Origin of the sequence: Sorangium sp. So ce1153 (assembly GCF_051521595.1) — a bacterium.
Classification (GTDB): Bacteria; Myxococcota_A; Polyangia; order Polyangiales; family Polyangiaceae; genus Sorangium.
Genome location: NZ_CP150361.1, coordinates 14424352 through 14450799 on the forward strand (window position 1 = coordinate 14424352; position 26448 = coordinate 14450799).

Sequence of the window (26448 nt, forward strand, 5' to 3'; positions counted from 1 at the left end):
CTTGGGGAGCGCGACGCCGGGGGTATTGTAAAGATTTTACCTCGCCGCGGGCTCGTGCCGGCGCCGTCGAGATGCGCGGCGGGGCGGGCGCCGAGATCAGGGGCCTTCCTCGGTCTCCTCCTCCTCGTCCTCGAAGAGACCCGGGCACTTCTCGTCGAGCGCGGCGCACTCGGCGGGCTTCGCGAGCGTGGCGATGTCCGATTCACACGTGACCGCCTCGACGGTGCTGGCCATGGCGGCGATGCAGGCCCTGGTCTCCGCGACCGTGGCGGTGCAGCCGGCGAACTCGGACGCACCGCACGAATCGAGCTCCTCGGGCTGATCGGGCTCCTCCGGAGCGCTGATGCACTCCGGCTTGATCTCCTCGCACTCCAGTCCGAGCACGGAGGCGAGCACCGCCGCGGTCGCCTCGCACATGTCCTCCTTCGAGATCGCTTCGAAGCGCCCGCGGAGGCCGTCGCACACCTCGTCGGCCTCCGCGGCCGTCAGGGCGCCGAGCTGCTTGCCATCGAGCTCGTTCCCGGTCTCGCCCCCGTTGCCCACCTCGTCATCGCCGCACGCCACGAGCGCGAGACCAGCCATCAGGAACCCGAGAAGCTTCATCCGTGTCATTCGAGATCTCCTTGAACAAGTGCGTTTACCTGCGCGTGCCCGCGCGGCCCTCGAAGCGACGCCACCGGGCCTGGAGGCGCCGGGCGTGAGCGCCTCCCGGGCGACAGCGCTGGACAGACGGGTCTACGTTCGGCTGGAGGTTTCCTTTCCCGCGCGACGTGCGCGCGCAGCTTTACGGCGCGAACGCTGCCCGCGGAGCCCGGAGCCACCGGCAAGCCTCCTTACCCTGATTGACAATTCCCGCGAATCGACGAACACCTCACGTCGCCGCTCGCAACGCAGGGAGAGACACGCCAGATGCATTTCCCCTACATCGGCTCGGGCCCGTATTGCTACGCCAACGCCTTCGCGATGATGCTCGGCGACCACGCGCCCTCGACGGCCGTGATCGAGCTCGCCACGGGCAGTCCCTTCGGGACTCAGTTCTCGAACGGGACCCGGCGCGCATTTCGACGGGAGAGGGGGGCCGAGCCGCGCCGCGACCGCGCCGCTCTGAAGCGGCGGATCGGCGAGAACGTCCGCGACGCCGAGCTCCGCGGCCCCTCGGAAGCAGGACGGATCCTGGAGGGAGCGCCCTGCACCTCGAGGACAGGGTTCCTCGATGTACAGACTCGCCAGGATCTCGACGGGTAGTAAAGACTATGATCAAAGGCCGCTCCGCTAGCCGCCTGGCTCCTTCCTGATACGCTATCCTCGTGCTTTTCGCGCCTGTGCCGATCGACGTCTTCATCTCGTATGCAGCCGCGAACGAGAGGCAGAAGGACGTGCTCAGAAAGCATCTGTCGGCCCTGAAGCGCGAAGGGAAGGTCCGCACCTGGCACACCGGGCGCGTCGGGGTCGGCAGCGATCGGGACGCCGAGCTCGCGGCGCGCCTCGACGCGGCTCACCTCATCGTCCTTCTGATCAGCGTCGATTACCTCGCTGCCGACGCGCAGTGGCGAGAGATGGAGCGGGCGCTCGGGCGCCACAACGCCGGGCGGGCGCGGGTCATCCCCATCCTCCTCGACGCGTGCGACTGGGAGGGCACGCCGTTCTCCGCTCTGGCGCCGCTGCCCCCCAACCGCGTCCCCGTGATGTCGTGGAAGCGCGAGAGCGAGGCGTGGACCTCCGTGACGCTGGCCATCCGGGCCGCAATCGCAGACTGCGCGCACAGGACCGCCGCGCCCACCGTGATGGACACGATCGCGCCGACGCGGCCGGCGCCTACGGCACGCGCGGAGAGGACGCTCGACACGTCCCCCGCCGCTGCCACCCTGCCCGCGTCCGGGACCGACGGCGCCCCGCCCGCGCGACGCCCAGGCAGGTCCAGGGCCTCGACGGCGGTTCGCGCGCTGATTGCCATGCTCACGCTGGGCCCGCTCGTCGCGATCGCGCTCTTCGTCGACCGATTGGCCATGACAGGTCAGCCGGCAGGCGCGGCGGCGGCGGACGCGGGGCTGGCAGACGCGGGGCCGACGGCGCGGCCGCGGAGCCCGGCGCCGAGGACCGTGACCGTCGGCGAGCCGGAGCCGCGGCCGCGGCGCAGACCCTAGAACACCGCTCACGTTGAAACCCGGAGAAATTTCACAGGGAGACGGGGAGGCGGGGAGGAAGACAAATGAAGTTCTTTCTCTTGCCGTCTCTCCCTCCCCGCCTCCCCGCCTCCCTGTGAAATTTCTTCTTTTTCTCGTGATTTCAACCCGTTTGCCGCTCTAGCGATGGCGCGCGGCGCAGCTCGTCGCGGTGATGCCCGGCGGGTTGATCAGGGGCTCAGGCCGGAGAGATCGATCAGCTGGGCGCGCGCCCTCGTCGGGGTCGTCCCCGTGAACTGCTTCACGTCCCGCGCGAGGTGCGCCTGGTCGTAGTAGCCGAACCGCTGCGCGAGCTCCGCCCACGTCCCCGAGGCGCCCGCCTTGAGGTGCTGCACCAGCCGGTCGAACCGCACGAGGCGCGCGAGGAGCTTGGGCGGGACGCCGACGTTCTCGCGGAACAGGTCGATGACGTGCTTCTGGCTGTAGCCGAGCTCGCGCGCGAGCGCCCGCATGTCGACCGCGCCCCCGCGCTCCTGGATGCGCCGGAACGCCCACGAGACGACGCCCGTCTCGATCCGCGCCTCGTCGATGCGCTCGCCGAGCGCGCGCTCGATCAGGTCGAAGCGCGCGTCCCAGGTGGGGAGCTCCTCGAGGCGCTCCGCGAGGCGAGCGTGCTTCCTGGGGAGGAGATCGCGGGCGGAGACCACGCGCCCGGTGAGCTCCGCCATCGGCACGCCGAAGAAGAGCCGCGCGCCGATGGGGGTGAGGTTCAGCTGCAGCCCGCGCTGGAAGCCGTCGTGCTCGGTGAGCGTGAAGGTGTCGTCGAGGCCCGCGACGAAGCCGCCCGGGTAGAGGGAATGACCGCGATCCCCCCCGGCGCCGAACACGCGAAGCGGCGGTCCGAACTCGATGATGACGACGACCTGGGGCACGGGGAACTCGCGCCTTCGCAGCGGTCCAGGCGTCTGCTCCGTGTAACCGCTGTAGTCGCGGATGTAGGGGCGGAGCCGCGGCGACGGGGGCCGCGTCGCGAGCTCCCACCGGCTCTCACCGGACGTTCCGCGGGCGATCTGCGCACGAGGGGCGAGCGCGTGCATCGAGGGGCGAGGGTACCCCTCGACGCGGGCTCAATCCAGCCGCCAGCGCCTCAATCGCAGGCGGGCGCCTCCCGGCCGATCTTCAACTCAGCTGTCGTGTCGCGTTGTGTCGCGCCGTGCCGCGCGGGCGCGCCTCAGCGGACCGTCGCGCAGCACCTGAAGCCGAGGTGGTAGTTCGCGTGCCACGCGTTCTCCATCGGCTCCACGTGCCACCGCGGACTGAAGGCGCAGTGATCGGGGTAGGTCTCCGGGCCGTTCTTCGGCCGGGGGGCGTCGTGCTCCCGGGCGACCTCGACGTAGAACCAGGCGCTCCCCTTGAGCTGGCTGTACAGCTTGCCGTCGTCGCGGTCGCGGCGGGTCATGATCTCGGCCACGTTGCCGTGCTGATCGAAGACCCCGAAGCGCGAGCGGCACGCGGGGTAGGACCCCGCTGGCTCGGTGTCGGTCGCGCAGGTCTGGTACGCGGAGCGCGCCGTGTCGCCGTCACAGGGCTTGCCGCCGATCTCGCGGTGCCGCGTCTGCGTGTGGCAGACGGCGAGATCGAGCTCGTCGCCGTAGGCGTACGTCGTCGGCTTGCCGCCCTCGGGGTCGCCGCGGCACGCGAGGCTCCACTCGTCTTCCGTGCACAGGCGCTTGCCCTGCAGGCTGCACACGGACGCCGCCTGCGTCGGGCTCGCCCACACCATCGGCAGCTCGCACGCCTTGTTGGGGAACTCGAAGACGTCGATGCAGAACTCGGCGGGCTTCAGCTTCCCGCGGGCGCTCTTGGAGACCGGCACCATGTTCTCGTGGCCGCCGCAGCGCGCGCGCTGCTCCTCCGTCTGGAGGACGACGCCCCGGAGGCCCTCGAGGCACTGCTCCTTCGAGCGCGTGTGCCGCGCGAGCTCCTTGTTGCCCTGGTTGATGCGGGCCGGCGTGCCGCCGCCGAAGTTCTTCTCCAGGAAGAGCTCGGGGTTCTTGAACCTGCGCTCGCGCTCGGTGAGCTCCTTGAACGAGAAGAGCCGCACCAGGTCCTCGCGCGCCTCGTAGTGGGTCGCCATCGGGTCCCCGACCGCCGGCGGCGCCTCGCCGGCGTCCGCGGCTGGCGGCGCGCCGGCCGAGCTGCCGGCCGTGGGGCCAGCAGCGGGCGGCGCGCCGGCCGAGCTGCCGGCCGCGGGGCCAGCAGCGGGCGCGGCCGAGCTGGCCGCCGGCGGCGCGCCGGCGTCGCGGCCGCGCTCGGCGTCGTTGCGGGAGCAGGCCAGGGGGGCGACGGCGAGCGCCGCGAGCGCGAGGCTCAGAGGACGGGAGGGCTTTGACACCGGGAGCGAGGTCAGAGGGTGGCCGCGGCGACCTCTCGGGAGGTGGCCGCGATGATCTTCAGGGGGTGGCCGCGGCGCTCTCTCAGGGGGCGGCCGCGATGATCGTCAAGGGGTGGCCGCGATGATCTCTCAGAGGGTGGCGGCGATGATCTCGGAGAGGCTCGCCTCGTCGACGACGCCGGTCAGGTAGGCCGCGACCTTGCCCTGCCGGTCGATCACCACGAGGCTCGGGAGCTTGTCCACCCCGTAACGGGCCGACGCGTCCCTCGCGTCGTCGATGAGGATCGGATACGAGAGGCCCTTCTTGAGGGCGTACTGACTCGCCACCTGGGGCGGGTCGTCGACGTTGACTCCGAGCACCACGAGCCCCTTCTTCTCGTACCGGCGCGCGATCCGGTCGAGGATCGGCGCCTGGACCGCGCAGGGGCCGCACCAGGTGGCCCAGAAATCGAGGACCACCGGCTGGCCCCGCAGCTCGGCGAGCTGCATGCGCGCGCCTGGCTCGCCGTTCGCCGCGACCGGCAGCGTCACGTCGGGCGCGTCCGCGCCGACCATGCCCCCCGCCCCGGGCGACAGGCGCGGCAGGAGCACCAGGCCGATGAGCGCGCTCAGCGCGATCAGCACCGCCAGCGCAGGGTAGAGAATCTTACCGGAATTGAACTCGGGTTCGGCCATACGGGGCCCCGGTCTTCATAGCAAATCTTTGGGCCTACGTCCGAGCGGCTCTGGTACGGTCCGGCGCCTCGACCGGCCGGGCGCTTCTCCGCCCGGCCCGGGGTCGGGGGCTCAGCGCGGCTCGCCGCGCGACGCCGCCGCCGTCGCCGCCGTTGGTGGGGGGTCGGGGGCGCAGCGCGGCTCGTCGCGCGATGCCGCCGCCGTTCGGGTAACGTCGTCGCCCGCGCGCTGGAGGAACCATGCTCGATCGTCCGAATCTTTCACGAGAAAATCCCACGGGGCCGCGCGGACGGCGCCCACCGCCCGGGCCCCTTCCGGCCAAGTGGGCGGCCAAGTGGCCCCCCGATGACAGCGATGACCTGCCCGGAGCCCCGCCCGCGCCCGCCGGGGGCGGCATCCCGGACGACGGCAACTTCAAGCGCGGCCGGTTCAGCCCGGTGTCGATCATCGTCGGCCTCCTCCTCGCGCTCGGCGCCGCGGGCGCCATCTGGTTCGGCGTGAAGCAGGACAGCCAGAAGATGTCGGTCGACGACATCTCCAAGGAGAAGAAGAACATCTTCGTCCTGCCGAAGAAGGACCAGCTGCCCCTCTGGCGCAAGTGGGCCGCCTCCAACGCCGAGGGGTCGCTCCAGCAAGAGGCGCTCATGCAGCTCGCGTGGGCCGACGACCCCGAGGGCGTCACGCACGCGACCAAGGCGCTGTCGCTCCCCGACCACCGCGTGAAGGGCGTCGCCGCGCAGGTGCTCGCCTACTACGGCTCGCCCAAGGCCGACAGCGCCAAGCCCGCGCTGCTCGAGGCGCTCAAGGTCGCCGACGAGAGCGACAGGCCCCAGATCGTCTGGGCCCTCATCGAGCTCAAGGAGCCCGCCGCGTTCAAGGACGCGATGGACCAGTACCGGAAGGGGTTCCTCTCGAAGGTCGAGCGGCTCGGCGGCGGCATCGCGTTCGATCCCGAGAAGCTCGCCGGCCTCGTGTCGCTCGACGAGCTCGCGAAGCTCGCGACCGACGAGAGCGCGTCGGTGCGGCAGCTCGTCGCGACGGTCCTGTCGCGCAACGCCGAATCCAAGTGGACGAGCGCGCTGATCACGCTCGTGAAGGACAAGGACGTCGAGGTCGCGCGCGAGGCCGCGAACGGCCTCGGGCGCATCGGCGACGAGACGGCGCGCGCCCCGCTCCTCGAGGCGCTGTCGAACGCCGACAAGGACAGCCGCCAGCGCTTCCTCGAGGCGCTGCGCGACGGCATCGGCGGCGAGGGGCTCGTCCTCGCCCTCGACAGCGTGAAGCAGGACCCGGAGGAGACGACCTGGTTCCAGACGAAGCAGATCATGGAGATGCTGCGCGAGCTCGCCGATCCGCGGTCGGCCGATCCGCTCGTGAAGTGGATCGAGGCCAAGAAGCCGGCGCTGCACTGGCAGGGCGAGGCGGGGACGCGGCTCGCCGAGGTCGGCGACATCCGCGGCGCCAAGTACATCGGCGAGCGGATGCTGGCCGACCCGCTGAAGCTCTACAAGCTCGAGAAGTTCTGGGAGGCGGACGAGGGCGGCCACCTGTCGCGCACCGACCTGCCGCGCGTCGTCGGCGCCCGCATGCTCGCCGACCTCGCCACGGTCCACACCGACAAGAGCGCCGAGCTCAAGGCCGCGGCCGAGGCCCCGATCATCCTGTGGCTCAAGGATCGCCCGCAGCCGCACGCGAACGGCCTGCGCTTCCTCGCCACGGTCCGCTCCGAGAAGATCCTGAAGGACATGCGCGACTGGGCCTTCCCGACCGACCCGCTCCCGAAGGAGGGGCAGCTGCCGCCGTTCCCGGCGGCGTTCGAGACCGCGCAGAGCGCGCTCCGCTACATCGGGCGGATGAAGGACGAGCCCTCCTACCCGCGGCTGCTCGAGCAGTTCAGGAGGAAGAAGGACCCGAAGATGGACATCACCCAGGACGGGCTCCAGGGCGCTGGGCTCGCGATGCTGGGCATGGCGCTCCGCGCGGTCGCCTACGGCGCGTCGCAGGGGCTCGCCGAGTGGGGCGACGCGCGCGCGGTGGAGCCGCTGACGAAGCTCATCGAGGACGAGACGTGGCACGAGGAGGCCCGCCAGGCCGCGTGCGAGGCGCTCGCCTGGTGCGCCGACGACAAGGCGATGCTCGAGGTCGCGAAGAAGGCGAAGGACTTCGCGAGCAAGAAGGAGCCGCGCAAGCAGCTCATCGGCGCGTGTTACGCGTCGTCGCTCGCGCTCCGGCCGGTGCCCAGCGCGGCCGGCGAGCTCGTCTCGCTGCTCGCGGCCGACGTCGATCCCGGGGTGCGCATGGCGATCGCGCGCGCCATCGGCATCGGCGGCTTCGACGAGGCGGTGCAGGGGCAGCTGTTCGAGAAGCTGAAGGACGTCGAGGTCCGGAACGCGGCGGCGCTCGCGCTCATCCTCGGCGGCACGAGCGAGACCGCGGCGCGGACGGTCGCGATGTACGCCGACTTCGACAAGTCGGCGCTCGACGACCTCAAGGACCACTACTACCGCGCCTTCGGCTACTGGTCGGACGAGGACTTCAAGCGCGGCAACCTCTACCGGTACGTCGCGAACGCCGAGGCGATCACGCGCGTGAAGGTCGCGGACGCGCCGCAGGAGTGGGCGCGGCAGCGGCTCCAGTCCCAGTTCGACAACCTGAAGTACGACAACGGCCCGCACTCGGAGACCCGCGTCGTGCTGCGCTACCGGCTCTACCAGGCGGCCAAGAGCGGCGACGGCGCGCAGAAGAAGGGCGCGATCGACACGCTCAAGTTCATGAAGGAGAAGGGCGTGCTCATGGCCCTGCGGCACGAGCAGGGCGAGACCGGCGCGCTCGCGAAGCGCGCGTTCCACGAGCTCATGAACCCGAAGGCCACCGTGGCCGAGGACCTGAGCGCGCTCGCCCCGGCCAAGACCGGGAACGCCGACGTGCAGTGACGCGCGGTAGCGCTCCGTAGCGCGCGGCAGCGGCGCGCCGGCTCGTCGGAGAGGCCCGCGGCGCGGGCGGCAGGGGCCCGGGAGCTCGCCGGGGGAGGTCGTCCTCCCCCGGGGATCCCGGGCTTTCTGTTTTGTTCGGCGGCGCGGCCGAGCCCGCGTCCGGCGCGCGTCGGGGGTCAGGGCCGTCGGGCTGCCCGGCGCGTGTCGGGCTGGACAAAATGCACGTTTCGGAAGAGTGTTCGCGCCGAGGTGCACCGTGCCTACCTGGCGAGATGAGCTCATCGAGGCCGTGAAATCGAAGGCGGAGCGCGAGGCAGAGGATCTCGCGCGGCACAAGAAGCGGGTCGCCGAGGCGCTCGCGGCCGCGGAGTCGGCCGTGACGCAGGGGGCCGAGTCGCTGAAGTTCGCGCACGAGAAGCTGCAGGAGAAGGGGCAGCCGATCGTGCTCTCCCAGGAGCAGGACAAGCACCGGCTCGCGTTCGGCGAGTTCAGCCTGGCCCTCGAGCTCCTGCGCGACTCGGCGATCGTCCGGGTGACCTTCGGCGACGGCAAGCCGCGCGAGTTCGACTTCGCGAAGGACCGCCACATCGCGCCCGCCGACGTGGAGGAGTACATCGGCCGCCGCGCGCTCGAGCTGGTGCGCGCGGCGCAGAAGGCCGCGCCGTGGTGAACGCGAGCGCGAGCGCGCGCGCCGCCGCGGGTCGTCGGACGCGCGCGCCGGGGCTGCGCTGCGGGCTCGTCGCCGGTTTGCTGGCGGCGTGCGCGGCGCTCGCGGCGTGCGCGCCGGCCGCCGCGCCGCCTCGCGAGGCGGCCGCGCCGCCGGCCGCGAAGCCGGCCGCGGCGGCGCCCGCGCCGACGGCGTCGATCGACCTCGATCCCGCCGCGGAGGCGCGGATCAAGGCGGACGTCACGTACCTCGCGTCGCCCGAGCTCGCGGGCCGCGCCACCGGCGAGCCGGGGGCCGAGCTCGCGGCGGACTTCATCGCGCGCCGGTTCGCCGAGCTCAAGCTCTCGCCGCTGGGCGGGCCGGGGGGCGACGCGAAGGCGTACCGGCAGGGGTTCGACGCGCGGGTGGGCGCGGACGTGGCGCCGGCGGCGCTCGCCGTGCAGCGCGCGGGCAAGAAGCAGAGCGCCGAGGCCGGCAAGCTGGTCACCGCCGACGGGAGCTCGAGCGGCACGGTCGCGGGGGCCGCGGTGCTCGTCGGCCACGGCGTGACCGCGGCGGCGCTCTCCTGGGACGACTACGGCGGCAAGGACATCGAGGGGAAGATAGCGGTCGTGCTCGACGGCGTGCCCAGCCTGGAGGGCAGCGCGCCGGCGGCGGGGCCGCACGGGACGGCGGCCGCGGGGCCGCACGGGGCGCCGGCTGCGGGGCCGCACGGGGCGGCGGCCGCGGGGCCGCACGGGGCGGCGGCCGCGGGGCCGCACGGAGCTGCGCCGGCCGATCCGCACCACGGAGCGGCGGCCGATCCGCACCACGGAGCTGCGCCGGCCGATCCGCACCACGCGCCTTCTGCGCGGCCGGCGGACGCGCTGCGCGACTTCGGCAGCGTCCGCTACAAGCTCCGCACCGCCCGCGAGCACAAGGCCACCGGCGTGATCCTCGTCGCCGCGGGCGACGAGCTCCCGCGCGTGTCGGACGACGCCGCGAGCATGGGCATCCCGGCCGTGATGATCACGCGCTCCGCAGCCCGGGCGCTGTTCCCTTCCGCCGGGCTCGCGCCGCCGGTGAAGCCCGCGCAGAAGCCCGCCGGGGCGCAGCCCGCAGCAGGCGGCGCGGCCGCGGCGCCCACCACGGCGAAGCCTGCGGCAGCCAGGCCCGTGAACGTGAAGCCGGGCGCGGTCAAGGCGCCTGGACCGAAGCCGCTCGACGGCGTCACCGTCGAGATCACGACGAAGGTCACCCCGCGGATGGCGCCGGCGTCGAACGTCGTCGGCCTGCTCCCGGCGCGGGACGGCTCGCCCCACGCCGGCGAGTACATCGTCCTCGGGGCCCACTACGATCACCTCGGCTTCGGGGGCAACTCGTACTCGCGCGCGCCCGGCGTGCACGCGGTCCACCCGGGCGCCGACGACAACGCCTCGGGGACCGCGATGCTGCTCGAGGTGGCGCGGCGGCTCACCGCGCTCCCCGCGCGGCCGGACCGGAACGTCCTGTTCATCGCGTTCGGCGCCGAGGAGCTCGGCACCATCGGCTCGCGCCACTTCGTCGATCACCCGCCGGCGGCGCTCGCGGGGATGAAGCCCGTCGTGGCGATGATCAACGCGGACATGGTCGGCCGGATGCGCGAGGACAAGCTCCTCGTCGACGGCCTGGGCACCTCGCCCGCCTGGAAGCCGATCGTGGACGACGCCGCCCGCGGGCTCGGCTTCGCGCTCCAGTACGGCGCCGAGGGCTTCGGCGCGAGCGATCACAGCTCGTTCACGGCGTCGCGCGTCCCGGTCGCCTTCCTGTTCACGGGCGTCCACGAGGACTACCACCGGCCGAGCGACACGGCGGACAAGATCAACGCGGTGGGCGTCTCGCGCTGCGCGGTGCTCACCGCGCGGATGGCGCTCGCCCTGTCGCGGCGCGACGCGCGGCTGCCGTTCACCGACGCGCCCGCCGACCCGCACCGCAGCATGCGCGGCGGCTTCCGGGCGTCGCTCGGCACGATGCCGGACTACGCGTACCAGGGGCCCGGCGTGAAGCTCACGGGCGTGCGGCCCGACTCGCCCTCCTCGCGCTCCGGCATGCAGGCGGGGGACGTGATCGTGCGCATCGGCGCCCACGCGATCACCAACATCCACGACTTCATGTTCGCGCTCGGCGACCTCGAGCCGGGCCGCGAGGTCGAGATCGAGGTCGATCGCGGCGGAGCCCGGGTGCCGCTCAAGGTCATCCCCGCCCCCGGCCGATGATCCGGCGCCCTCGTCGCGCCGCGCCGCCGGCCATGCCGGTACGGCGGCGCCGGGCCCCGCGCCGGCGCTGCGCCGCCTGCCTCGCGTTCCTGTGCGGCCTCGCCGCCGCGTCCCTCGCCTGCGATCGCCCCGGGCCCGCCGCGGCCGACGCCGCGGCCCCCGCCGGCCCCACGGGCGCCGGCGCGGCGGCGGACGCGGAGCCCGCGCCACCCGGCGACGCCGCCGCGGAGCCGGGCGGCGCGACGTCGGAGCCGGGCGGCATGACGTCGGAGCCGGGCGGCATGACGTCGGAGCCGTCGCAAGACGGCGGCTCACCCGACGGCGGCTCACCCGACGGCGGCTCACCCGACGGCGGCTCGCCCGACGGCGGCTCGCCGGGCGGCGGCTCACCCGACGGCGGGCTGCCTGGCAGCTCCGAGGGGTGCCCGGACGACATGGTCCTCGTCGAGGGCGACTACTGCCCCCTGGTCAATCAGGTCTGCCTGAAGCACCACAAGGAGTTCGTGAAGGACAAGGCGAGGCAGGCGACCTCCTACAGCGAGGCGGAGGACCCGAGCAGCGTCAGCGAGCGCTGCCTCGAGTACAAGCAGCCGACCGAGTGCCTCTCGAAGAAGCGCACGCCGATGCGGTACTGCGTCGACCGTTACGAGTGGCCCAACCGGAAGGGCGAGGTGCCCGCGTTGCTCGTCTCGTGGCGCGAGGCGGTCAAGGCGTGCGAGGGCGTCGGCAAGCGCCTCTGCACCGAGGACGAGTTCAACCTCGCCTGCGAGGGCGAGGAGATGCTCCCGTACACGTACGGGTACGTCCGCGACCCGACCAAGTGCAACATCGACCGGCCCTTTCGCCAGCGCGAGGTCACGCTCTACCGCTACGAGCGGTGCATGAAGCACCCGAAGTGCAAGGCGGAGCTCGAGCGGCTCGATCAGCGCGTGCCCGCGGGGTCGATGCCCGCGTGCGTGTCGCCGTTCGGCGCCTACGATCTGAACGGCAACATCAACGAGTGGGTCGTGCGGCCGGGCCGCAAGTCCCCCGATCGCAGCGGGCTGAAGGGCGGCTGGTGGGGCCCGATGCGCGGCCGCTGCCGCCCGACCGTGGGGTTCCACAAGGAAGAGGACTACGGCTACGAGCAGGGGTTCCGTTGCTGCAAGGACGCGGCGGCGCGGTGAGCGCGCCGCGGCGGCTCGCTTTTTTGAGGGGCGCATCGCCGCTGACCGGAGGTAGGCTCGCGTCAGCGGGCCCGCGACGCGGCGCTCGCCAGCGAAGGGTCCAGGTTGCCCCTCCGGGGGCCCGGGATCGGATCTCTGCGGCGGGTCGGCATCGGCCCGTCGCTCACGCGGGGGAGACCCCGCACCTGCGGGAGACCTTGATGAAGCGATCCATGTGGTTCACCAGCGCGCGCGTTGCCGCGACGACCGTCCTTGCCCTCGGAGGCCTCGGTCTCCTCGCCGCTGCGTGCCGTGGCAGCGAAGCCGAGGATCCGTCGAACCAGCAGTACAACGCCTACAACCAGCAGCCCGGGTACCAGCAGCAGCCTGGGCAGTACCAGCAGCCGGGGTATCAGCAGCAGCCTGGGTATCAGCAGCCCGGGTACCAGCAGCCTGGGCAGTACCAGCAGCCTGGGTATCAGCAGCCTCAGCAGCCTGGGTATCAGCAGCCGGCCCAGACGCCCGCGGTGGCCACGGCGACGCCGGGCCCGCTCGCGCTCCCCTGCACCGACGACGGTCCCTGCGGCACGCACCGCTGCAACACGAGCGCGGGCAAGTGTGCCTTCCCCTGCGGCGGGGCCAACGACTGCAAGGCGGGCTTCACGTGCACGGCCACCGTCTGCTTGCCGGGCGCCGCGCAGTAGCGAGCGCCCGCGGCGGGGGCGGGACGCCTTCGCTTTCGCTTTCCTCCTGGGGCGCGACGTTGACGGCGTTGCCCTGCGCGTGAGGGCATCGACCGGGGGTGTGCTCGGGGCAGCGGGCCCGCGGCGCGGTGCTCGCCTGCGAAGTGTCCGCGGTTGCTCCTCCCGGGGTCGGGTCTCAGATCTCGGCAGCGGGTCGGCGAGGCCCGCTGCTCACGCGGGGAAACCCCCGCACCTGCGGGAGACCTTGACGATGCAATCCATGTGGTTCACCAGCGCGCGCTCGGCCGCGGCGGTCGTCCTTGCCCTCGGAGGCCTCGGGCTCCTGTCCTCGGCGTGCCGGGGCAGCGAAGCCGAGGATCCGTCGAGCCAGCAGTACAACGGCTACAACCAGCAGCCAGGGCAGTACCAGCAGCCAGGGCAGTACCAGCAGCCAGGGCAGTACCAGCAGCCAGGGCAGTATCAGCAGCCGGGGCAGTACCAGCAGCCGGGGCAGTACCAGCAGCCGGGGCAGTACCAGCAGCCGGGGCAGTACCAGCAGCCTGGGCAGCCCGCCCCGACGACCACGTCGCAGCCGAGCGCGCTCGCCCTTCCGTGTACGAACGACCTGATCTGCGGCACGCACAGGTGCAACACGGCCGTGGGCAAGTGCGCCTTCCCCTGCGCCGCGAACACCGACTGCGCGGCGGGCTTCTCGTGCATGGGCGCCGGCACGGCGACGGCTATCTGCGTCCCTGGCGGGCAGTAGCGAGCGCCGGGGCCTGCGCCGGGCGGCTTCCGAGGCCCCCGCGGCACCCCCTGTCCCTGTGATGAGCGCGCCTCGCCCGCGCCGCCACGGTGAGCGACGCTCGTCGGCGGGGTAGCTGACGGCTTCGTGGAGACTGGATCCGGTGCCTGGGAGCAGCTGAGCTTGTCCTGGCGACCGGATCCGGTCTCGCCGGGGCAGCTGAGCTTGCCCTGGCGACCGGATCCGGTCTCGCCGGGGCAGCTGAGCTGCTCCCAGGCACCGGATCCGGTCTCGCCGGGGCAGCTGAGCTTGTCCTGGCGACCGGATCCGGTCTCGCCGGGGCAGCTGAGCTTGTCCTGGCGACCGGATCCGGTCTCGCCGGGGCAGCTGAGCTTGTCCTGACGACCGGATCCGGTCTCGCCGGGGCAGCTGAGCTTGTCCTGACGACCGGATCCGGTCTCGCCGGGGCAGCTGAGCTTGTCCTGACGACCGGATCTGGTCTCCGTGGGGCAGCTGAGGGTAGTGCTTAAAATTGAGCAATGGGCCCCCGCCGTCTTGACGCTCGATCCGGTGCATGGGCCATGCCCGGAGCGCAGCCTCCTCCCACGTCTCACCCTTCCGCATTCATGAAGGCGATGTGCGCTAGGCGCGCAGCCGCGTCGACCCGAGCAGGGGACCCGTCGGGTCAAGTGCTCCGACCGAGAGCGCGCGCGAAGTCAGCAATCGCCTCTTCCTGATCGCTGTTCTCGATGGCCCCAGGGCGGCAACGCCGCACGGCGGCGATCGCGTCGACCGGCGAGAGCCCACGCTTGGCCAAGCAAGCTGCCGCGACGAGTCCCGTCCTGCCCAGGCCGGCCCAACAGTGGATGATCGCGGCGCGCCCCCGCGCGGCCGTGTCGAGGATCCGATCGACCGGCGCGTGAAGGGCCGCGATGTCGGACGGTACCGAGAAGTCGCCGAAGGGCCAGCGCAGGACGACAATGCCCCGTTCCATCGCACGCTCGGCCAGATCCTGGATCCCCAGAAGCTCGAGCTCGTGCTCGCTGACCAGCGAGACGAGGAGGCTGGCGCCATGGAGATGACGGAGTTCGTCGAGATCCTCGACCAGCGGCCGCCCTCGCCCCGGCGCCGCCATCATCCCGATGCCCGCGACGAGGCCGGTCATTGCAGGGGGCATGTAGTCGACGTGCATGGATCAGCAGATGAACTCTAGCACGCCGAGTGGCGCCGGAACATGCCACTTAATCTACCGACGGTCTCCGGCGACGACGCGAAAGAGCCGTCAAACAGGCTGCGATCTCGCTCTGTGGCTGTGACAGCGGACGTCCTAGCTGCACCGAAACCCCAGGAAAACAAGGCGTTTTGCGCTATATTGCAGGGTACTTAGCAAAGCGCCCCGCCTCGGCTGGAACCCGAGACGGGGCTGCGAAACATCCGGCGGTGGCCCGCCGAACGCGCGTCGCACCGCGATCATGGGTCGTCGCTCGAGGAGAGGCAAGGCCCTTTATGGCGAACGTACTGCCCATGGCGAAGCGCGTTGCGGTCGTCGCGCATCTTGTCGAGGGAGCGGGCATCCGTCCGACGTCGCGGCTCACGGAGGTGAGCCAGCCAGCGATCCTGTCGCTGCTGCTCCGCGTCGGCGACGGCTGCGCGGCGCTCCACAACCGGCTCGTGCGCGACGTCGACTGCCGCACGGTGCAGGTCGACGAGATCTGGAGCTACGTCCAGAAGAAGCAGGTGCGCGTCGTGCCGGGCGACCCGCCAGAGGTCGGCGAGGCCTACGTCTTCGTCGGCATGGCGAGCGCGTCGAAGCTCGTGAGCTCCTACCGCGTCGGCAAGCGCGACGAGGAGAACACCAAGGCGTTCATCGACGACCTGCGCGCTCGACTGGTGACCATCCCGCAACTCTACAGCGACGGCTGGCAGCCCTACATCGCCGCGGTGGGCGCCTCGTTCGCGGGTTCGGTCGACTACGCCCAGGTCGTCAAGAACTGCAGCCGGAAGGCGCGCCGGGACGACGATCACCGGTACGAGCCGCCGCGCGACCCGTTCATCACCCGTACGCCGGTGTTCGGGGTGCCCGACGTGAAGCGGGCGAGCACGAGCCACGTCGAGCGGCAGAACCTCACGATCCGCATGCATATCCGACGGTTCACCAGGCTCTGCAACGGCTTCAGCAAGCGCCTGCCGCACCACAAGGCGGCGGTCGCGCTGCACATGGCGTTCTACAACTTCTGCCGCCCGCACGAAGCGCTCCGCGTGACGCCCGCCATGGAGGCCGGGCTGACGAATCACGTCTGGAGCATCGAGGAGCTCGTCGCGACAGCGCTCGCCGAGGCGTCCACGGAGCCGCCGACGCCCAAGGCGCTGAAGCTGCCCGACGCGCCCGCAGGGGCGCCCACGGCGCCCGCCAGGGCCCTGCCGAACGGGCGGGGGTTCCTGCGGCTCGTCGGGAGCGCGCCCGCTGCGCCCGTGGCGCCTACGCCCCGCTCCGGAGCCGCCGCCGTCACAGCCGCCGCCCGCGCCGGAGCCGAGCCGGATGATACAATTGAGCTTGTTCGATCAGTAGGCTGCGGCGTCCGGCAACGAGCCGCTTCAGCGACCGAGGGCTCCTTCTGGCCGTTCTTTCAGGGGGGCTACTAGATGGGGTACCAGGCTTGGCTCACCGCCTACCTTGCCAAGTTGAGCGGGAAGGAGGTGCGTTGTCCGGAGTGCGGTGTCGGTGCGGTGAACTGGAAGCTCGCGGGAGATCCCGCGACGCGATTCGGATACGCCATATTGTGGTGTTCCCACTGCGGCAAGGGTAGCCACCTCTCGCGTGTAAAATTCCCGGAAGGAATAGAATTCGTCTCCATGTTCGACGTTGATGCGGTGGCAGCAGGGGTCCCTGAGATCCAGCTTGTTGATGAGGACTAGCCAGCGGCTCCTGCGGGACCGCCGGCTCCTGCCTCGGCGGGCTGAAAGCGTTCCGGTTCGGTCGTCACGCGTCCTCCCGCTTCGGCGGACCAGGAACGGCAGCACCGGTGTTTCGGCTGGGCTCGTCCCGACCCTGCAACCGCTCACGTGCCCCGGTCCTTCGTCGCCGCCCGTGTCAGCGCCGCCGCCCGTGCTTCCGCCACCGGCGGCGCTGGCGGCACCGCCCGTGCGTCCAGCGCCGCCGGTGCCGCCGGTGCCTCCGGCGCCTCCGCTACCGTCCGCGCCGCCGCCGCTCGACGATCCCTCGACTTAACAGAGGCCGCCGACGCAAACGCCGCCCGGACAGGGCGTGCCATCGGGGCTGGCCTCATCATGAGCCGCCGGAGGACCGCTATCCGGGGTGCGGCCACCACCCGTTGGGACAGTCCTCCTCCGCGTCGACGGCCTTCGCCCTCAGGATACACCCGCACGTGGAGCGGCCCTGCTCGCGGTGGATCTCGAGCAGCTTGCCGCAGGTGTGGACGTCGTCGCCACCCTCGCGCATCACCGCGAGGCCGCCCGGGCATCTCCGGCAAACATCCAGCCTCGCCTCGACCTCCGGACGAGGCAAGAGGCCGACCTTCAGGGAGGTCTTGAGCACGGACAGGGCTCCGTGGGCCGCGGCCCGCGCGCGGGTGATCGCCCGGGCGAACCGGCTCGTCTCGACGTCCGTGTCCCACGGAATGCCGTGGGGGCAATCGAAGTCGACCACGCCCCCGGGGACCTCGAAGTCCTCGACGACGGCCAGGCGGAACTTGCGCCCTCGGTCCCGGTCGCGGCAGAGCCGGCAGTGCCCGCCCGACTGGCACGCTTCGGTGTCGGCGTATCTCATCGCGTCCTCCTCCGTGCTCCGCGCTCCGCGCGAGGTCGCTGGCCAGGCGCGGAGGACGGGGAGCCGGCGCGCTCGCCGGTCCCCGTCCTCCGCGCCCGCCGTCCGTGCTCGCCCGGGGGGCGAGCCTCAGACGTTGTCCTTGAGGCCGACCGTGATCACGTCCTGCTGCCCGTCCAGGATGGCCAGGTCGACCTTGACCGCGCCGTCTCTGTTGGTGTCGCCCTTCTCGAAGTGCTGGTGGGGGATCGCGACCGTCAGGGCGGAGGGCGTGTACCGGGGATCCGGCGTGCCGTCCTTCCTGACGACCGTGAAGGACAGCTCGAAGTACCCCGTGTCGGTGGCGCACAGGTCGCCGCCGGTCGACGTGTTCTTGTTCTCGATGTACCCGCCGATGGACTCGCCGTGCGCGAGACGCCGGTTGAAGGCGTCGATCCCGGGCGCGCCGTTGCCGCCCTGGCTCTGGGGATAGATGCAGTGCTTGCGCACCACCGCCACCTGGAGGTCGTACGGAGAGAAGTTGTTGATGGTCATGTTGGCGCCGTGTCCCATGGTGATCTCCTCGTGTCCTGAATCGCCCTCGGATCGTCGAGCCGCGCTCACCGCGGCGTCGACTCCCGGTGAGGCCGCATTGCAGCTGCGGTGCCAGCGCGCTTCGAGGGGAGTTTCGAGGCGAGTTTCGCGGGGCGGCGCGCCGCGCGCTCGCTGATCGGAGCGCGCGGCGGGCCCTGCGAGGTGTGCGCCATCGAGGCCGCACATGGGGCGCACACCGGCCGCACACCCGCATTGCCGGGTGGTAATCTCGCCCGTCTCCCGAGACCTTCATGGCGCGCCCCCACGACGATCCGGCCGGAGACCTCACCGCCTCATTCGACGAGACGATGACGGTCGACAGCGGCCGCGAAGGCAGCGCCGTCGTGCGGGCGGCGTCGGCCCGCGGCGCGGCCCTGGGGGTCGGGCTCCCCGCCCGCTACGAGGACCTCGGCGTGATCGCGGCCGGCTCCTTCGGCGAGGTGCGGCGCGTGCGCGACACCCTGCTCGAGCGCACCATCGCCCTCAAGCTCATGCGCGCGCAGCACGCGACAGAGCCCCACCTGCGCCGCCGCTTCCTCGTCGAGGCGCGCATCACCGCAGGGCTGCAGCACCCCGGCATCGTCGCCCTCTACGACCGCGGCGAGCTCCCGGACGGCCGCCTGTGGTTCACCATGAAGGAGGTCCGCGGCCGCACCCTGCGCGCCGCCATCGACGAGCTGCACGCGTGCTCGGGCCCCGACGGCTTCGGCGCCACGGCGACGGGCTGGACCTTCCGCCGCCTCGTCGACGCGTTCGCGCGCGTCGCCCAGGCGGTCGCCTACGCGCACAGCCGCGGCGTCGTCCACCGCGACCTCAAGCCCGAGAACCTGATGGTCGGCGAGTTCGGGGAGGTGCTGGTGATGGACTGGGGCCTCGCGCGGCGGGTCGACGCCGCCGATCCGGACGAGCGCGGGAGCAGCGGCCCGCAGGGAGGCGCCGTCGCGGAGGGCCTGACGCGCCACGGCGACGTCCTCGGCACGCCCGCGTACATGCCTCCCGAACAGGCCTGCGGCGACACGGCGCTGCACGGCCCGGCGAGCGACGTCTACGCGCTGGGCGCGGTGCTGTATTGCCTGCTCACCGGCCAGCCGCCGTACCGCGGCGCAGGCGGCGGGGAGATCCTCGCGGCGCTCCTCGCGGGCCCCCCCGCGCCGGTGATCGAGGCGGCGCGCGGCGGCCCGCCGGCGCCGGCGGAGCTGTGCGCGGTGGTGGAGCGGGCCATGCGCCGCGAGATCGCCGAGCGCTACCCGAGCGCCGAGGCGCTCGCGGCCGACGTGCTGGCGTGGCTCGACGGGGTGCGGCGGCGCGAGCAGGCGATGGCCGCGCTGGATCAGGCGCGCTCGCTCGGGCCGGAGATCGCCGCCTCGCGCGTGAAGGCGGCCGAGGCCGAGGCCAGGGCGCGCTCGCTCCAGGCCGAGCTGCGCCCGTTCGATGCCGTCGAGAAGAAGCGCCCGGCCTGGGCGCAGGAGGACGAGGCCGCGCGCATGGGCCGCGCCGCGGCGCTCGCCGAGGCGCGGTGGCTGGAGGCGGTGCACGGCGCGCTGAGCCTGGATCCGGACCTGCCCGAGGCGCACGCGATGCTCGCGGATCACCACCGCGCGCGCCTCGTCGAGGCGGAGCTCGGCCACCGCGACGAGGACGCGGCGCGCGCCGAGGAGATGCTGCGCATCCACGATCGCGGCCGGCACGCGGCGTTCCTGCGGGGCGACGGCGCGCTGACGCTGGTGACCGAGCCGCCGGGCGCGGAGGTGATCGTCGAGCGGTTCGTCTTGCGGGACCGGCGGCTCGTGCCCGTGCGCGAGCGGGCGCTGGGGCCGACGCCGCTCGTCGAGGTGCCGTTGCAGCGGGGGAGCTACCTGTTGCGGCTGCGCGCGCCGGGGCGGGCGGAGGTGCGGTATCCGGTGCTGATCGACCGGGATGGGCGCTGGGACGGGCGGGCGCCGGGGGAGGAGAGATCCCGCCCGATCGAGCTGCCGGCCGAGGGAGAGCTCGGGCCCGATGATGTGTACGTGCCGGCGGGGTGGTGCTGGATCGGCGGCGATCCCGAGGCGGCGGACGGCCTGCCGCGGCGGCGGCTCTGGGTCGATGGCTTCGTCCTGCGCCGCTTTCCGGTCACCGCCGTCGAGTACATCGATTTCTTGAACCACCTCGTGTCGAGCGGTCGTGAGGCCGAGGCGCTCGCCGCCTGCCCGCGCGCTCAGCTCGGCCTCTCGGAGGATGGTGACGACCTCGCGCTGCTCCGTGGTCCGGAAGGCCTGTTTTCACTGCCGCCCGATCGCAAGGGGCTGTGCTGGCGCCCTGACTGGCCGATGGTCCTCGTGGACTGGCACGCTTCGACGGCCTACGCGAGGTGGCTGTCCGAGCGGACCGGCCTGCCGTGGCGCTTGCCGAACGAGGTCGAGCGCGAAAAAGCCGCGCGAGGCGCGGATGGTCGCCTCTTGCCGTGGGGGAATCACGTCGATTCCACGTTCGCCTGCGTGGTCGACACGAGCGAGGGTGAACCTGCGCGCGAGGGGGTGGACGGCCACCCGTGCGACGAGAGCCCGTACGGGGTGCGAGGTCTCGCGGGGAACACGCGGGACTGGTGCATCAACGTGTGGAAGCACGAGGGGCCGCTCGTCGAGGGCGGCCGCCTCCGGCTGGACGCCGCGGCGCCGGAGGACCCTGATTTTCGCGCGATCAAGGGAGGCGCGTGGGCCAGCGCGATGACCTACAGCCGGGCGGCAGCCCGCTTCGGCGGCCGGCCCGATGTCCGGCGGCCGGTCGTGGGGCTGCGCGTGGCGCGCGCCATGGCTACGTCATCGGGACGTGGCACGATGACGTGACCCGGCCCTTCATATCCGTCCACTGCATGTTGCCCGACAGGGCGAAGACGTCCTTCGCGTCGGACGACCTGCTCCACCAGAGCGCGCCTGTCCACCGATCGCCCGTGGTCTGGCGGGAGAGGTTCACCCTGAACCCGTACGTGATGCCGTCCCTGGTGATCAACTGATAGGGATCGACGTGCGTGGTGCGCTTCCAATCCTGGTCCCTCACGTCGCAGCGGAAGTCCTCGCTGCCCAGCTGAAACGGGACCGGATCGCTCCAGCGCATCTCCTGCCTCGTCACCGTGATCCCATTCCGCCAATCGTCCGAATCGAACCTGAGGCCGGCGCTGTTCACCTTCCAGTACTCCGTGTAGCGGGTGAATCCGTGGTCCACCTTGTCATTGGTGACCACGATCTGCGCCAGCGGGGCGTTCGTGCCCCGCTCACGCATCTCGTAGTAGACGAAGCCGTCGCCGTTCTTGACGGATGGATCGAGCTGCCCTCCCGGCCGCCTTGCATCGGGCTCGGCGCTCGTGGCCTCCCCCGCCGCCGCGCCGTGGTGGAACACCGGTAGATTCCCGAGCTCGTCCACGAGGATCGGGTGCTGCGGGAACGACAGCGCCGAGAGCAGCGTCCTCGCCCGGAACAGGAGCTCCGCGTGCGACATCGTGCTCCGCCTGAACTGCCCCTGCTGCTGGAGCTTCCACTGCTCCAGCGCCACTGTGAACGCCCACGTGAACGCTCCGTGCCAGTGCCCGCCCAGCATCGCCTGGTAGGACTGCTCGTCGCGCCCCGATGCGCAGAACACGCTCCGCGCGATCTCCGGCGTCCTGGCGGGCGCCTTCCCCGCCGGCGATCCCGCCGGCGTCAGGCTCGTTCCCCGCTGCGCCTTGCCGGCCGGGCCGCTCGCGGCCGCGAAGCAGCAATCGAGCACCACGGTGAGGTTGTCGGCCGGGCGCTTGCCGCCGGGGAGGTCTCCCCCCTCCTCGAAGATCGCGCGCAGCTCCGAGAACGAGACGGCGTTCTCGAGCGCGGGGCCGGTGTCGCTCGGGCACAGGAGGAGCTCGCCGTCCCGCTGCGCGCCGTGGCCGGAGTACGCCATGAACCCCGGCAGCGCCATGAGCTCCTCCTCGCGCCGCCACTGCTCCCACGCGAGCTTCACGGTGAACACCAGCCTGCTGGCCAGCCACCGCGCGCTCTCCTTGAGCTGAAGGGAAGTGGCCTCCCCGAGGAGCACGCTCGGCGCGCCCGCGACCTCGAGCCGCGAGGCCATGGCCGCGTCGTGGAGCTCGATGGGCGCGTCAGCGCCCTGCCTCCCCCTCGACAGCCATTCCTCGACGCGGCGCCTGGTCTCCGCCTCGTCCTCGCCCGGGTGCAGCTCGGGCGCCAGCTCCCGCTCGGCCCGGATCAGGTCCTCCTTCTGGAGCGCCGGCGTGCTGAGCACCCGGAGGTGCGTGTAGCCCAGCCGGCGGCACACTTTCCAGTACGCGAGCACGTCGTTACGGCCCGCCAGGAGGTCCTTGCCGCCCTCCCTGTCGTGGTCCCGGTAGCTCTCGACGCCGACCAGGAGCGCGACGCCGCCGATCCGGGAGAGCAGCTCCCTCGTGGCGGCGAGGACGGGCTTCACGTCATCCGGAATGTCGGACGGAGCGGGATGGGGATCGTCGGTCATCGTCTTCTCCGTGAGCTGGTGAGGGGCAACCGGAAATCGCCGGCCATCATCGGACGCCGGCGGCCGTTCAGCAACGCCGCGCAGCAAGGCGCATACCGCTGGATGGCGGCGTTCCCGCGGGCGCATCCCTGGCCGTGCGAGGCGCGCGGGTGTGCGGCTGCCTGCGCGCCTGGGGGGCGCACATGGGCGCGCACAGCGCGTCGCGCGACGTGATCGCGCTTCAGCGCCGGAGCGCGCCGCTCAGCGCGATCCCCTCGTGGGGTCCTCGTCCAGCCTGTCCTGGCCCTGCTGGCACGCTCCGCCGGCGCACGAGGCCGGGCAGGCCATCACCCTTCGATCCCGTGCTTCCGCATCAGCCGGTACAGCACATAGCGGCTCGACAGCCCGAGCGCCTGCGCCGTGCGCACGATGTTGCCGCGGTGCTCCTCGAGGCGCGCCCGGATCTCGGCCTCGGACGGCTCTCGCGCCTCCGCTGTCGTCGCCGCCTCCGCGGCCGCAGAGGGTTCGTCCTGCGATGGCGGCGGGCTGGTCGGGGTGGTCGTCGTCGAGCCGCTGATCCATTCGATCGAATCGCCCGTGCTCGCCGACATCGCGCGCCACAGCAGCGCGCCCAGCTCTCGCATGTTGGTCGTGTACCTGGTCCGCAGCAGGTGCTCGATCAGGCTCGCCTTGACCCGGGGCGCGCCGGCGCCCGGCGAGGCGAGGAATCGCCGCGTGGCCTCGGGGCTCTTCGCGGCGGCGCGCTGGAGCAGGTGGCGCGCGAGCAACGGGATGTCGTCGCGCCGCTCGTCGAGGCCGGGGACGTCGAGGCGAAGCACCAGGCGGGCGGCGAGGTCGTGCTTCAGCGCGGCGGGGTCCCGGTTGGTCGCCCCGAGCAGCCGGAAGCGGGAGCGCCTCGCGGCGGACCCGCCCAGCGCGTGGTACTCGCCCCCTTCGTCGAGCACGCGCAGGAGGTTCGCCTGAAGGCCCTGCGGCAGCTCGCCGATCTCGTCGAGGAAGAGCGTGCCGCCGTCCGCCGCGCCGATGAGGCCCGGCCGCTCCGGCATGCCCGGGTTGGGATACCCCTTCACGTTCCCGAACAGCTCGGCGTCGATGAGGCCTTGCGGGATGGTCGCCGCGTTCCTCGCGACGAACGGCCCGCGCGCGCGGGCCGAGAGGGCGTGGACGGCGCGCGCGCAGAGCTCCTTGCCCGAGCCGCTCCCGCCGAGGACCAGCGTGTGCTCGTCCGCCTTGGCGACCCAGGCGAGCTGATCGCGAAGGCGCCAGATGGCGGGGCTCTCGCCCACGATCCCATGGACGTCCGGCGCGCCGAACGCGGGCGCGTCGGCGAGAGAGGCGCTGTGGAGCGGCTCGATCCCCCGCGGGCGTCGCGCGCAGAAGAGCAGGAGCTGGCCCTTGAGCAGCAGCGCGTCGCCGGGCTCGAGGACGCACCGATCGACGCGCTCGCCGTGGAGCTCCATGGCGCACTTGCCGACGCGCTCGATCCGGAGGCCGCTCCCCTCCAGCCGGACGCGCAGCTGCTCGCGCGACAGGCCGGGGCTGCCGAGCGGCGCTGTCCGCTCGAGGACGCCGGGGCGCTGGCGATGAAACACCACCCGCGCGCCGTCCGCTCCGCCCGCGGGCTCGCCGCGGCCCAGGATCCGCGCGCCCCCGTCCCGCTCGAACAGCGCCACCTCGCCCACGCGCTCCGGCTCGGCGGCGGCCCACGCGATCATCAGGGCGGGCGCCTCGTGGTCGCGCGGCCCGAGGAGGATGCCGCGCGAGCTCCCGGTGTCGACAGTGGAGGATTCGTGGACCATGCCCGCTCGAGACCATCGTAACCGACGGGCGCGCGGGCGGATATCTCCGGGGCTGCACGCGAACCTCTGGTCGAGGCGGGGGTCAGGGGTCCAGACGCTTGCAGATCGGTCAGCTGTCCAGAACGAGATCCCTGGCCGCTTCAGGGCCTGATGGCGAGCAGCGCCGGCGTCTGACCGGGGGCCGCGGCGGCCATCGCGTCGATCAGCGCGCGCGGCTCGCCGGGCCCCGCGGCGCCCGTCTTGCGGACCGCGTCGATCCTGCTGAGCGTCCACACGAGCGCGGCCATCGCCGGCCTGGGCAAGCGGCTCAGCTTCGCGACCGGCTCCGGCGTGATGGTGTTTCCGAGCTGGCGCACCACGCGAAGCCCTTCCTCCATGGCGCGCGCCAGGTTCGTCGCCTCGGCCCACGACACGCCGGCCTTGCGCGCGTGCGCCGCGACCGTGGCGACCATCGCCGGCGCGACGAGCGCCGCGTGCGTGCGCAGCCAGCTCTGCATGTCGGGCTCCACGACGGCGGGGATGCCAGCGTCCGTGAAGACCTTCGCCCAGGCAGCGTCCGTCACCGGGGTGACCATCCCTCGGGTGACGATCTTCGACGTCAGCTTGCCGTCATCGAGGGTCGCCAGGATCGCGGGGAATCCGAAGGCGAAGCGCGCCGCGCCCACCGCATCGCGAAGGCGGCCCAGCGGCTCGAAGGTGTTGAACATGAACATCACCGCCTTCGCCGCGCTCTCGGCCAGCGCGGGCAGCACCGCGTCCACCTGGTGCGCGAGCACCGTCACGAGCACCAGGTCCCACTCGGTCGTCGCGTCGAGCGCGGCGCTCACCCGCACCGCGGCGCGCTCCCCGGTGGCCTTCACGATCGCCTCGTCCCGCTGCAGCTGCTCCAGCCGCTTCCCGCGAGCGACGACCGTCACCTCGTGCCCCGCTCGCGCGAGCTGGAAGGCGAACGTGCTCCCGATCCCGCCAGGCCCAACGATGGCAATTTTCATGGAGCGCACCGTAGCACCCGTCGGGCTGCCGCGACGGCAGCCGACGCGGCGACCATGGCGGCGCTCGCCGCGGCGAGGTTCACCGCGAGCGCGGCGGGCGCCGCGGCCGGGCTCTCCTCATGGTTTCGTGCAGGGGGATCAGGCCCGGAGCGCCCGGGCACGGGAGACGCGGCGGTGGCTCAGGCGGTCACGCCGGGCTGGATGCCGTTCAGCGCCATCATCTTCTGCCGCTCGGCTTCCTTGTTGATGTCGCGGTAGCGCTCGTCGAGCTTCGCGATGTCGAGCCTCAGGATGCGCCCGTACAGCTCGAGAGCGAGAGCGACGATCGACGGGTGGCAGGCGGACTTCACCCGCTCATCGTAGTGGGGATACGCCGCCACGTGGAAGCTGCGCAGGTTGTAGAACGGGATGCCCGGGAACTTGTGGTGCTCGTTGTGGTACGTGACGTTGTTCCAGAGGAAGTTCGTGAAGTGCGCCTTCGTCCCGTAGGTGCGAGAGCTGTAGGCGTCCTCCCCCGGGAGCATCTCGTAGTGCTCGATCATCGAGGTCACGCTGGCGAGGATGGCGCCGAAGATGAACGGCAGGACAAAGAAGAAGAAGAACACCTGCCACGGCATGACCCAGAAGAAGAAGCCCATGAGGCCGTAGAAGCCGAGGAGCTCCAGGTTCATCCTGACGCGCTGGAGCGGCGAGAGGCGCTTCACGTACCGCGCCATGCAGCCGAGGAAGTAGAGGGGGTAGGCGAACGTGTAGACGGCGAGCAGCAGGAGCTTCGCCAGCACGGGGTTCCGCGTGTAGTCCGTGACGACGAAGTTGTCGACGTCAGGGTACGTGTTCGCGATCTTGTGATGATGAAGGTGGTAGTTCGTGTACAGCGTCACGCTCATGCCCGTCGGCGCCCAGCAGACCAGGGCGATGAGGTACGAGACGAGCTTCGAGCGCGAGCAGCTGCCGTGGACGGCGTCGTGCGCGACGGCGCCGAGGCCACGGACCAGGTTGGCGATCACGTACGAGCAGGCGATCCCGATCGGGATGGCGAGCGGGTGATGCTGCGTCGCGTACAGCACCCACGTGAGCGCGGCCCAGATGCCGAAATGAAGCGGGATCTTGAGCAGGTGAATGGGATTGCGCCTGTAGGCAGCCTGCAGCAGCTCCCGCGGTACCGTGTCCATGCCGGCCATACTGAATCTCCGTGGTTCTCGCGCGTGCGAGGGCCGGAAC

At 72.0% G+C, this 26448-nt stretch carries 21 protein-coding genes and 1 pseudogene; 11 read left to right on the forward strand and 11 right to left on the reverse strand.

The window, feature by feature from the left end; translation table 11 throughout:
* Nucleotides 1–96: 96 nt before the first annotated feature.
* Entirely contained in the window at nucleotides 97–612 is a 516-nt protein-coding gene (locus WME85_RS52575; protein WP_437833325.1) for a hypothetical protein, read from the reverse strand.
* A 297-nt stretch (nucleotides 613–909) separates the two neighbouring features.
* Between WME85_RS52575 and WME85_RS52580 the strand changes: the two genes are divergently transcribed.
* Both WME85_RS52580 and WME85_RS52585 read left to right on the forward strand, forming a co-directional pair.
* Entirely contained in the window at nucleotides 910–1245 is a 336-nt protein-coding gene (locus WME85_RS52580) for a hypothetical protein (protein ID WP_437842636.1), read from the forward strand.
* Between the two features lie 62 nt (nucleotides 1246–1307).
* Nucleotides 1308–2144: a toll/interleukin-1 receptor domain-containing protein gene (locus tag WME85_RS52585; protein ID WP_437833327.1), complete on the forward strand. Its 837-nt coding sequence runs from the start codon at nucleotides 1308–1310 to the stop codon at nucleotides 2142–2144.
* A gap of 209 nt (nucleotides 2145–2353) precedes the next feature.
* Here the strand turns inward: WME85_RS52585 and WME85_RS52590 are convergent, their stop codons facing one another.
* From WME85_RS52590 to WME85_RS52600, 3 genes are all read right to left on the reverse strand, one after another.
* Nucleotides 2354–3220 carry a helix-turn-helix domain-containing protein gene (locus WME85_RS52590; protein WP_437833330.1) on the reverse strand — a complete coding sequence of 289 codons (867 nt, stop codon included), beginning with the start codon at nucleotides 3218–3220 and terminating at the stop codon, nucleotides 2354–2356.
* Between the two features lie 134 nt (nucleotides 3221–3354).
* Nucleotides 3355–4518, reverse strand: a complete 1164-nt coding sequence (locus WME85_RS52595; protein WP_437833333.1) for an SUMF1/EgtB/PvdO family nonheme iron enzyme — start codon at nucleotides 4516–4518, stop codon at nucleotides 3355–3357.
* Between the two features lie 129 nt (nucleotides 4519–4647).
* Complete coding sequence (locus WME85_RS52600) at nucleotides 4648–5193, reverse strand: TlpA family protein disulfide reductase (protein WP_437306678.1); 546 nt, start codon at nucleotides 5191–5193, stop codon at nucleotides 4648–4650.
* A 239-nt stretch (nucleotides 5194–5432) separates the two neighbouring features.
* On the opposite strand from WME85_RS52600, the gene WME85_RS52605 reads away from it, so the two are divergent.
* From WME85_RS52605 to WME85_RS52630, 6 genes are all read left to right on the forward strand, one after another.
* Nucleotides 5433–8126: a HEAT repeat domain-containing protein gene (locus WME85_RS52605; RefSeq protein WP_437833336.1), complete on the forward strand. Its 2694-nt coding sequence runs from the start codon at nucleotides 5433–5435 to the stop codon at nucleotides 8124–8126.
* 256 nt (nucleotides 8127–8382) lie between these two features.
* Complete coding sequence (locus WME85_RS52610) at nucleotides 8383–8796, forward strand: hypothetical protein (RefSeq protein WP_437833339.1); 414 nt, start codon at nucleotides 8383–8385, stop codon at nucleotides 8794–8796.
* Nucleotides 8790–11027: a M20/M25/M40 family metallo-hydrolase gene (locus WME85_RS52615; protein ID WP_437833342.1), complete on the forward strand. Its 2238-nt coding sequence runs from the start codon at nucleotides 8790–8792 to the stop codon at nucleotides 11025–11027. The genes WME85_RS52610 and WME85_RS52615 overlap by 7 nt, the downstream gene beginning before the upstream one ends.
* Nucleotides 11028–11059: 32 nt before the next feature.
* The gene (locus WME85_RS52620) at nucleotides 11060–12193 is read left to right on the forward strand and encodes a formylglycine-generating enzyme family protein (protein WP_437833345.1); all 1134 of its coding nucleotides are present in this window, start codon (nucleotides 11060–11062) and stop codon (nucleotides 12191–12193) included.
* A 212-nt stretch (nucleotides 12194–12405) separates the two neighbouring features.
* Nucleotides 12406–12876 carry a hypothetical protein gene (locus tag WME85_RS52625; protein ID WP_437833347.1) on the forward strand — a complete coding sequence of 157 codons (471 nt, stop codon included), beginning with the start codon at nucleotides 12406–12408 and terminating at the stop codon, nucleotides 12874–12876.
* Between the two features lie 259 nt (nucleotides 12877–13135).
* A complete protein-coding gene (locus tag WME85_RS52630) occupies nucleotides 13136–13621 on the forward strand; it encodes a hypothetical protein (protein ID WP_437833350.1) in 486 nt (161 codons plus the stop codon).
* Nucleotides 13622–14285: 664 nt separating this feature from the next.
* On the opposite strand, the gene WME85_RS52635 is transcribed toward WME85_RS52630, so the two are convergent.
* Nucleotides 14286–14792 carry a phosphatase domain-containing putative toxin gene (locus WME85_RS52635; protein WP_437833353.1) on the reverse strand — a complete coding sequence of 169 codons (507 nt, stop codon included), beginning with the start codon at nucleotides 14790–14792 and terminating at the stop codon, nucleotides 14286–14288.
* Nucleotides 14793–15106: 314 nt separating this feature from the next.
* Here WME85_RS52635 and WME85_RS52640 point away from each other — a divergent pair.
* Nucleotides 15107–16169 (forward strand): annotated as a pseudogene (locus WME85_RS52640) (IS1 family transposase).
* A 74-nt stretch (nucleotides 16170–16243) separates the two neighbouring features.
* Entirely contained in the window at nucleotides 16244–16516 is a 273-nt protein-coding gene (locus WME85_RS52645; protein WP_437833356.1) for a hypothetical protein, read from the forward strand.
* Between the two features lie 391 nt (nucleotides 16517–16907).
* Here WME85_RS52645 and WME85_RS52650 read toward each other — a convergent pair whose 3' ends face one another.
* Nucleotides 16908–17387 carry a hypothetical protein gene (locus WME85_RS52650; protein WP_437833357.1) on the reverse strand — a complete coding sequence of 160 codons (480 nt, stop codon included), beginning with the start codon at nucleotides 17385–17387 and terminating at the stop codon, nucleotides 16908–16910.
* Nucleotides 17388–17513: 126 nt separating this feature from the next.
* The gene (locus WME85_RS52655) at nucleotides 17514–17936 is read right to left on the reverse strand and encodes a hypothetical protein (RefSeq protein WP_437833359.1); all 423 of its coding nucleotides are present in this window, start codon (nucleotides 17934–17936) and stop codon (nucleotides 17514–17516) included.
* A 272-nt stretch (nucleotides 17937–18208) separates the two neighbouring features.
* Here WME85_RS52655 and WME85_RS52660 point away from each other — a divergent pair, with 272 nt between their 5' ends.
* Nucleotides 18209–20782, forward strand: a complete 2574-nt coding sequence (locus WME85_RS52660) for a protein kinase domain-containing protein (protein ID WP_437833362.1) — start codon at nucleotides 18209–18211, stop codon at nucleotides 20780–20782.
* Here the strand turns inward: WME85_RS52660 and WME85_RS52665 are convergent.
* From WME85_RS52665 to WME85_RS52680, 4 genes are all read right to left on the reverse strand, one after another.
* A complete protein-coding gene (locus tag WME85_RS52665) occupies nucleotides 20751–22436 on the reverse strand; it encodes a caspase family protein (protein WP_437833364.1) in 1686 nt (561 codons plus the stop codon). The two genes, WME85_RS52660 and WME85_RS52665, sit on opposite strands and share 32 nt — an antisense overlap.
* Before the next feature lie 326 nt (nucleotides 22437–22762).
* Nucleotides 22763–24235 (reverse strand): sigma 54-interacting transcriptional regulator, encoded by a 1473-nt coding sequence (locus WME85_RS52670; protein ID WP_437833366.1) that lies wholly within the window; start codon nucleotides 24233–24235, stop codon nucleotides 22763–22765.
* A 140-nt stretch (nucleotides 24236–24375) separates the two neighbouring features.
* Nucleotides 24376–25227, reverse strand: coding sequence for a ketopantoate reductase family protein (locus tag WME85_RS52675; protein WP_437833369.1), 852 nt, complete (start codon nucleotides 25225–25227; stop codon nucleotides 24376–24378).
* 179 nt (nucleotides 25228–25406) lie between these two features.
* A complete protein-coding gene (locus WME85_RS52680) occupies nucleotides 25407–26399 on the reverse strand; it encodes a fatty acid desaturase family protein (RefSeq protein WP_437833372.1) in 993 nt (330 codons plus the stop codon).
* Nucleotides 26400–26448 lie beyond the last annotated feature (49 nt).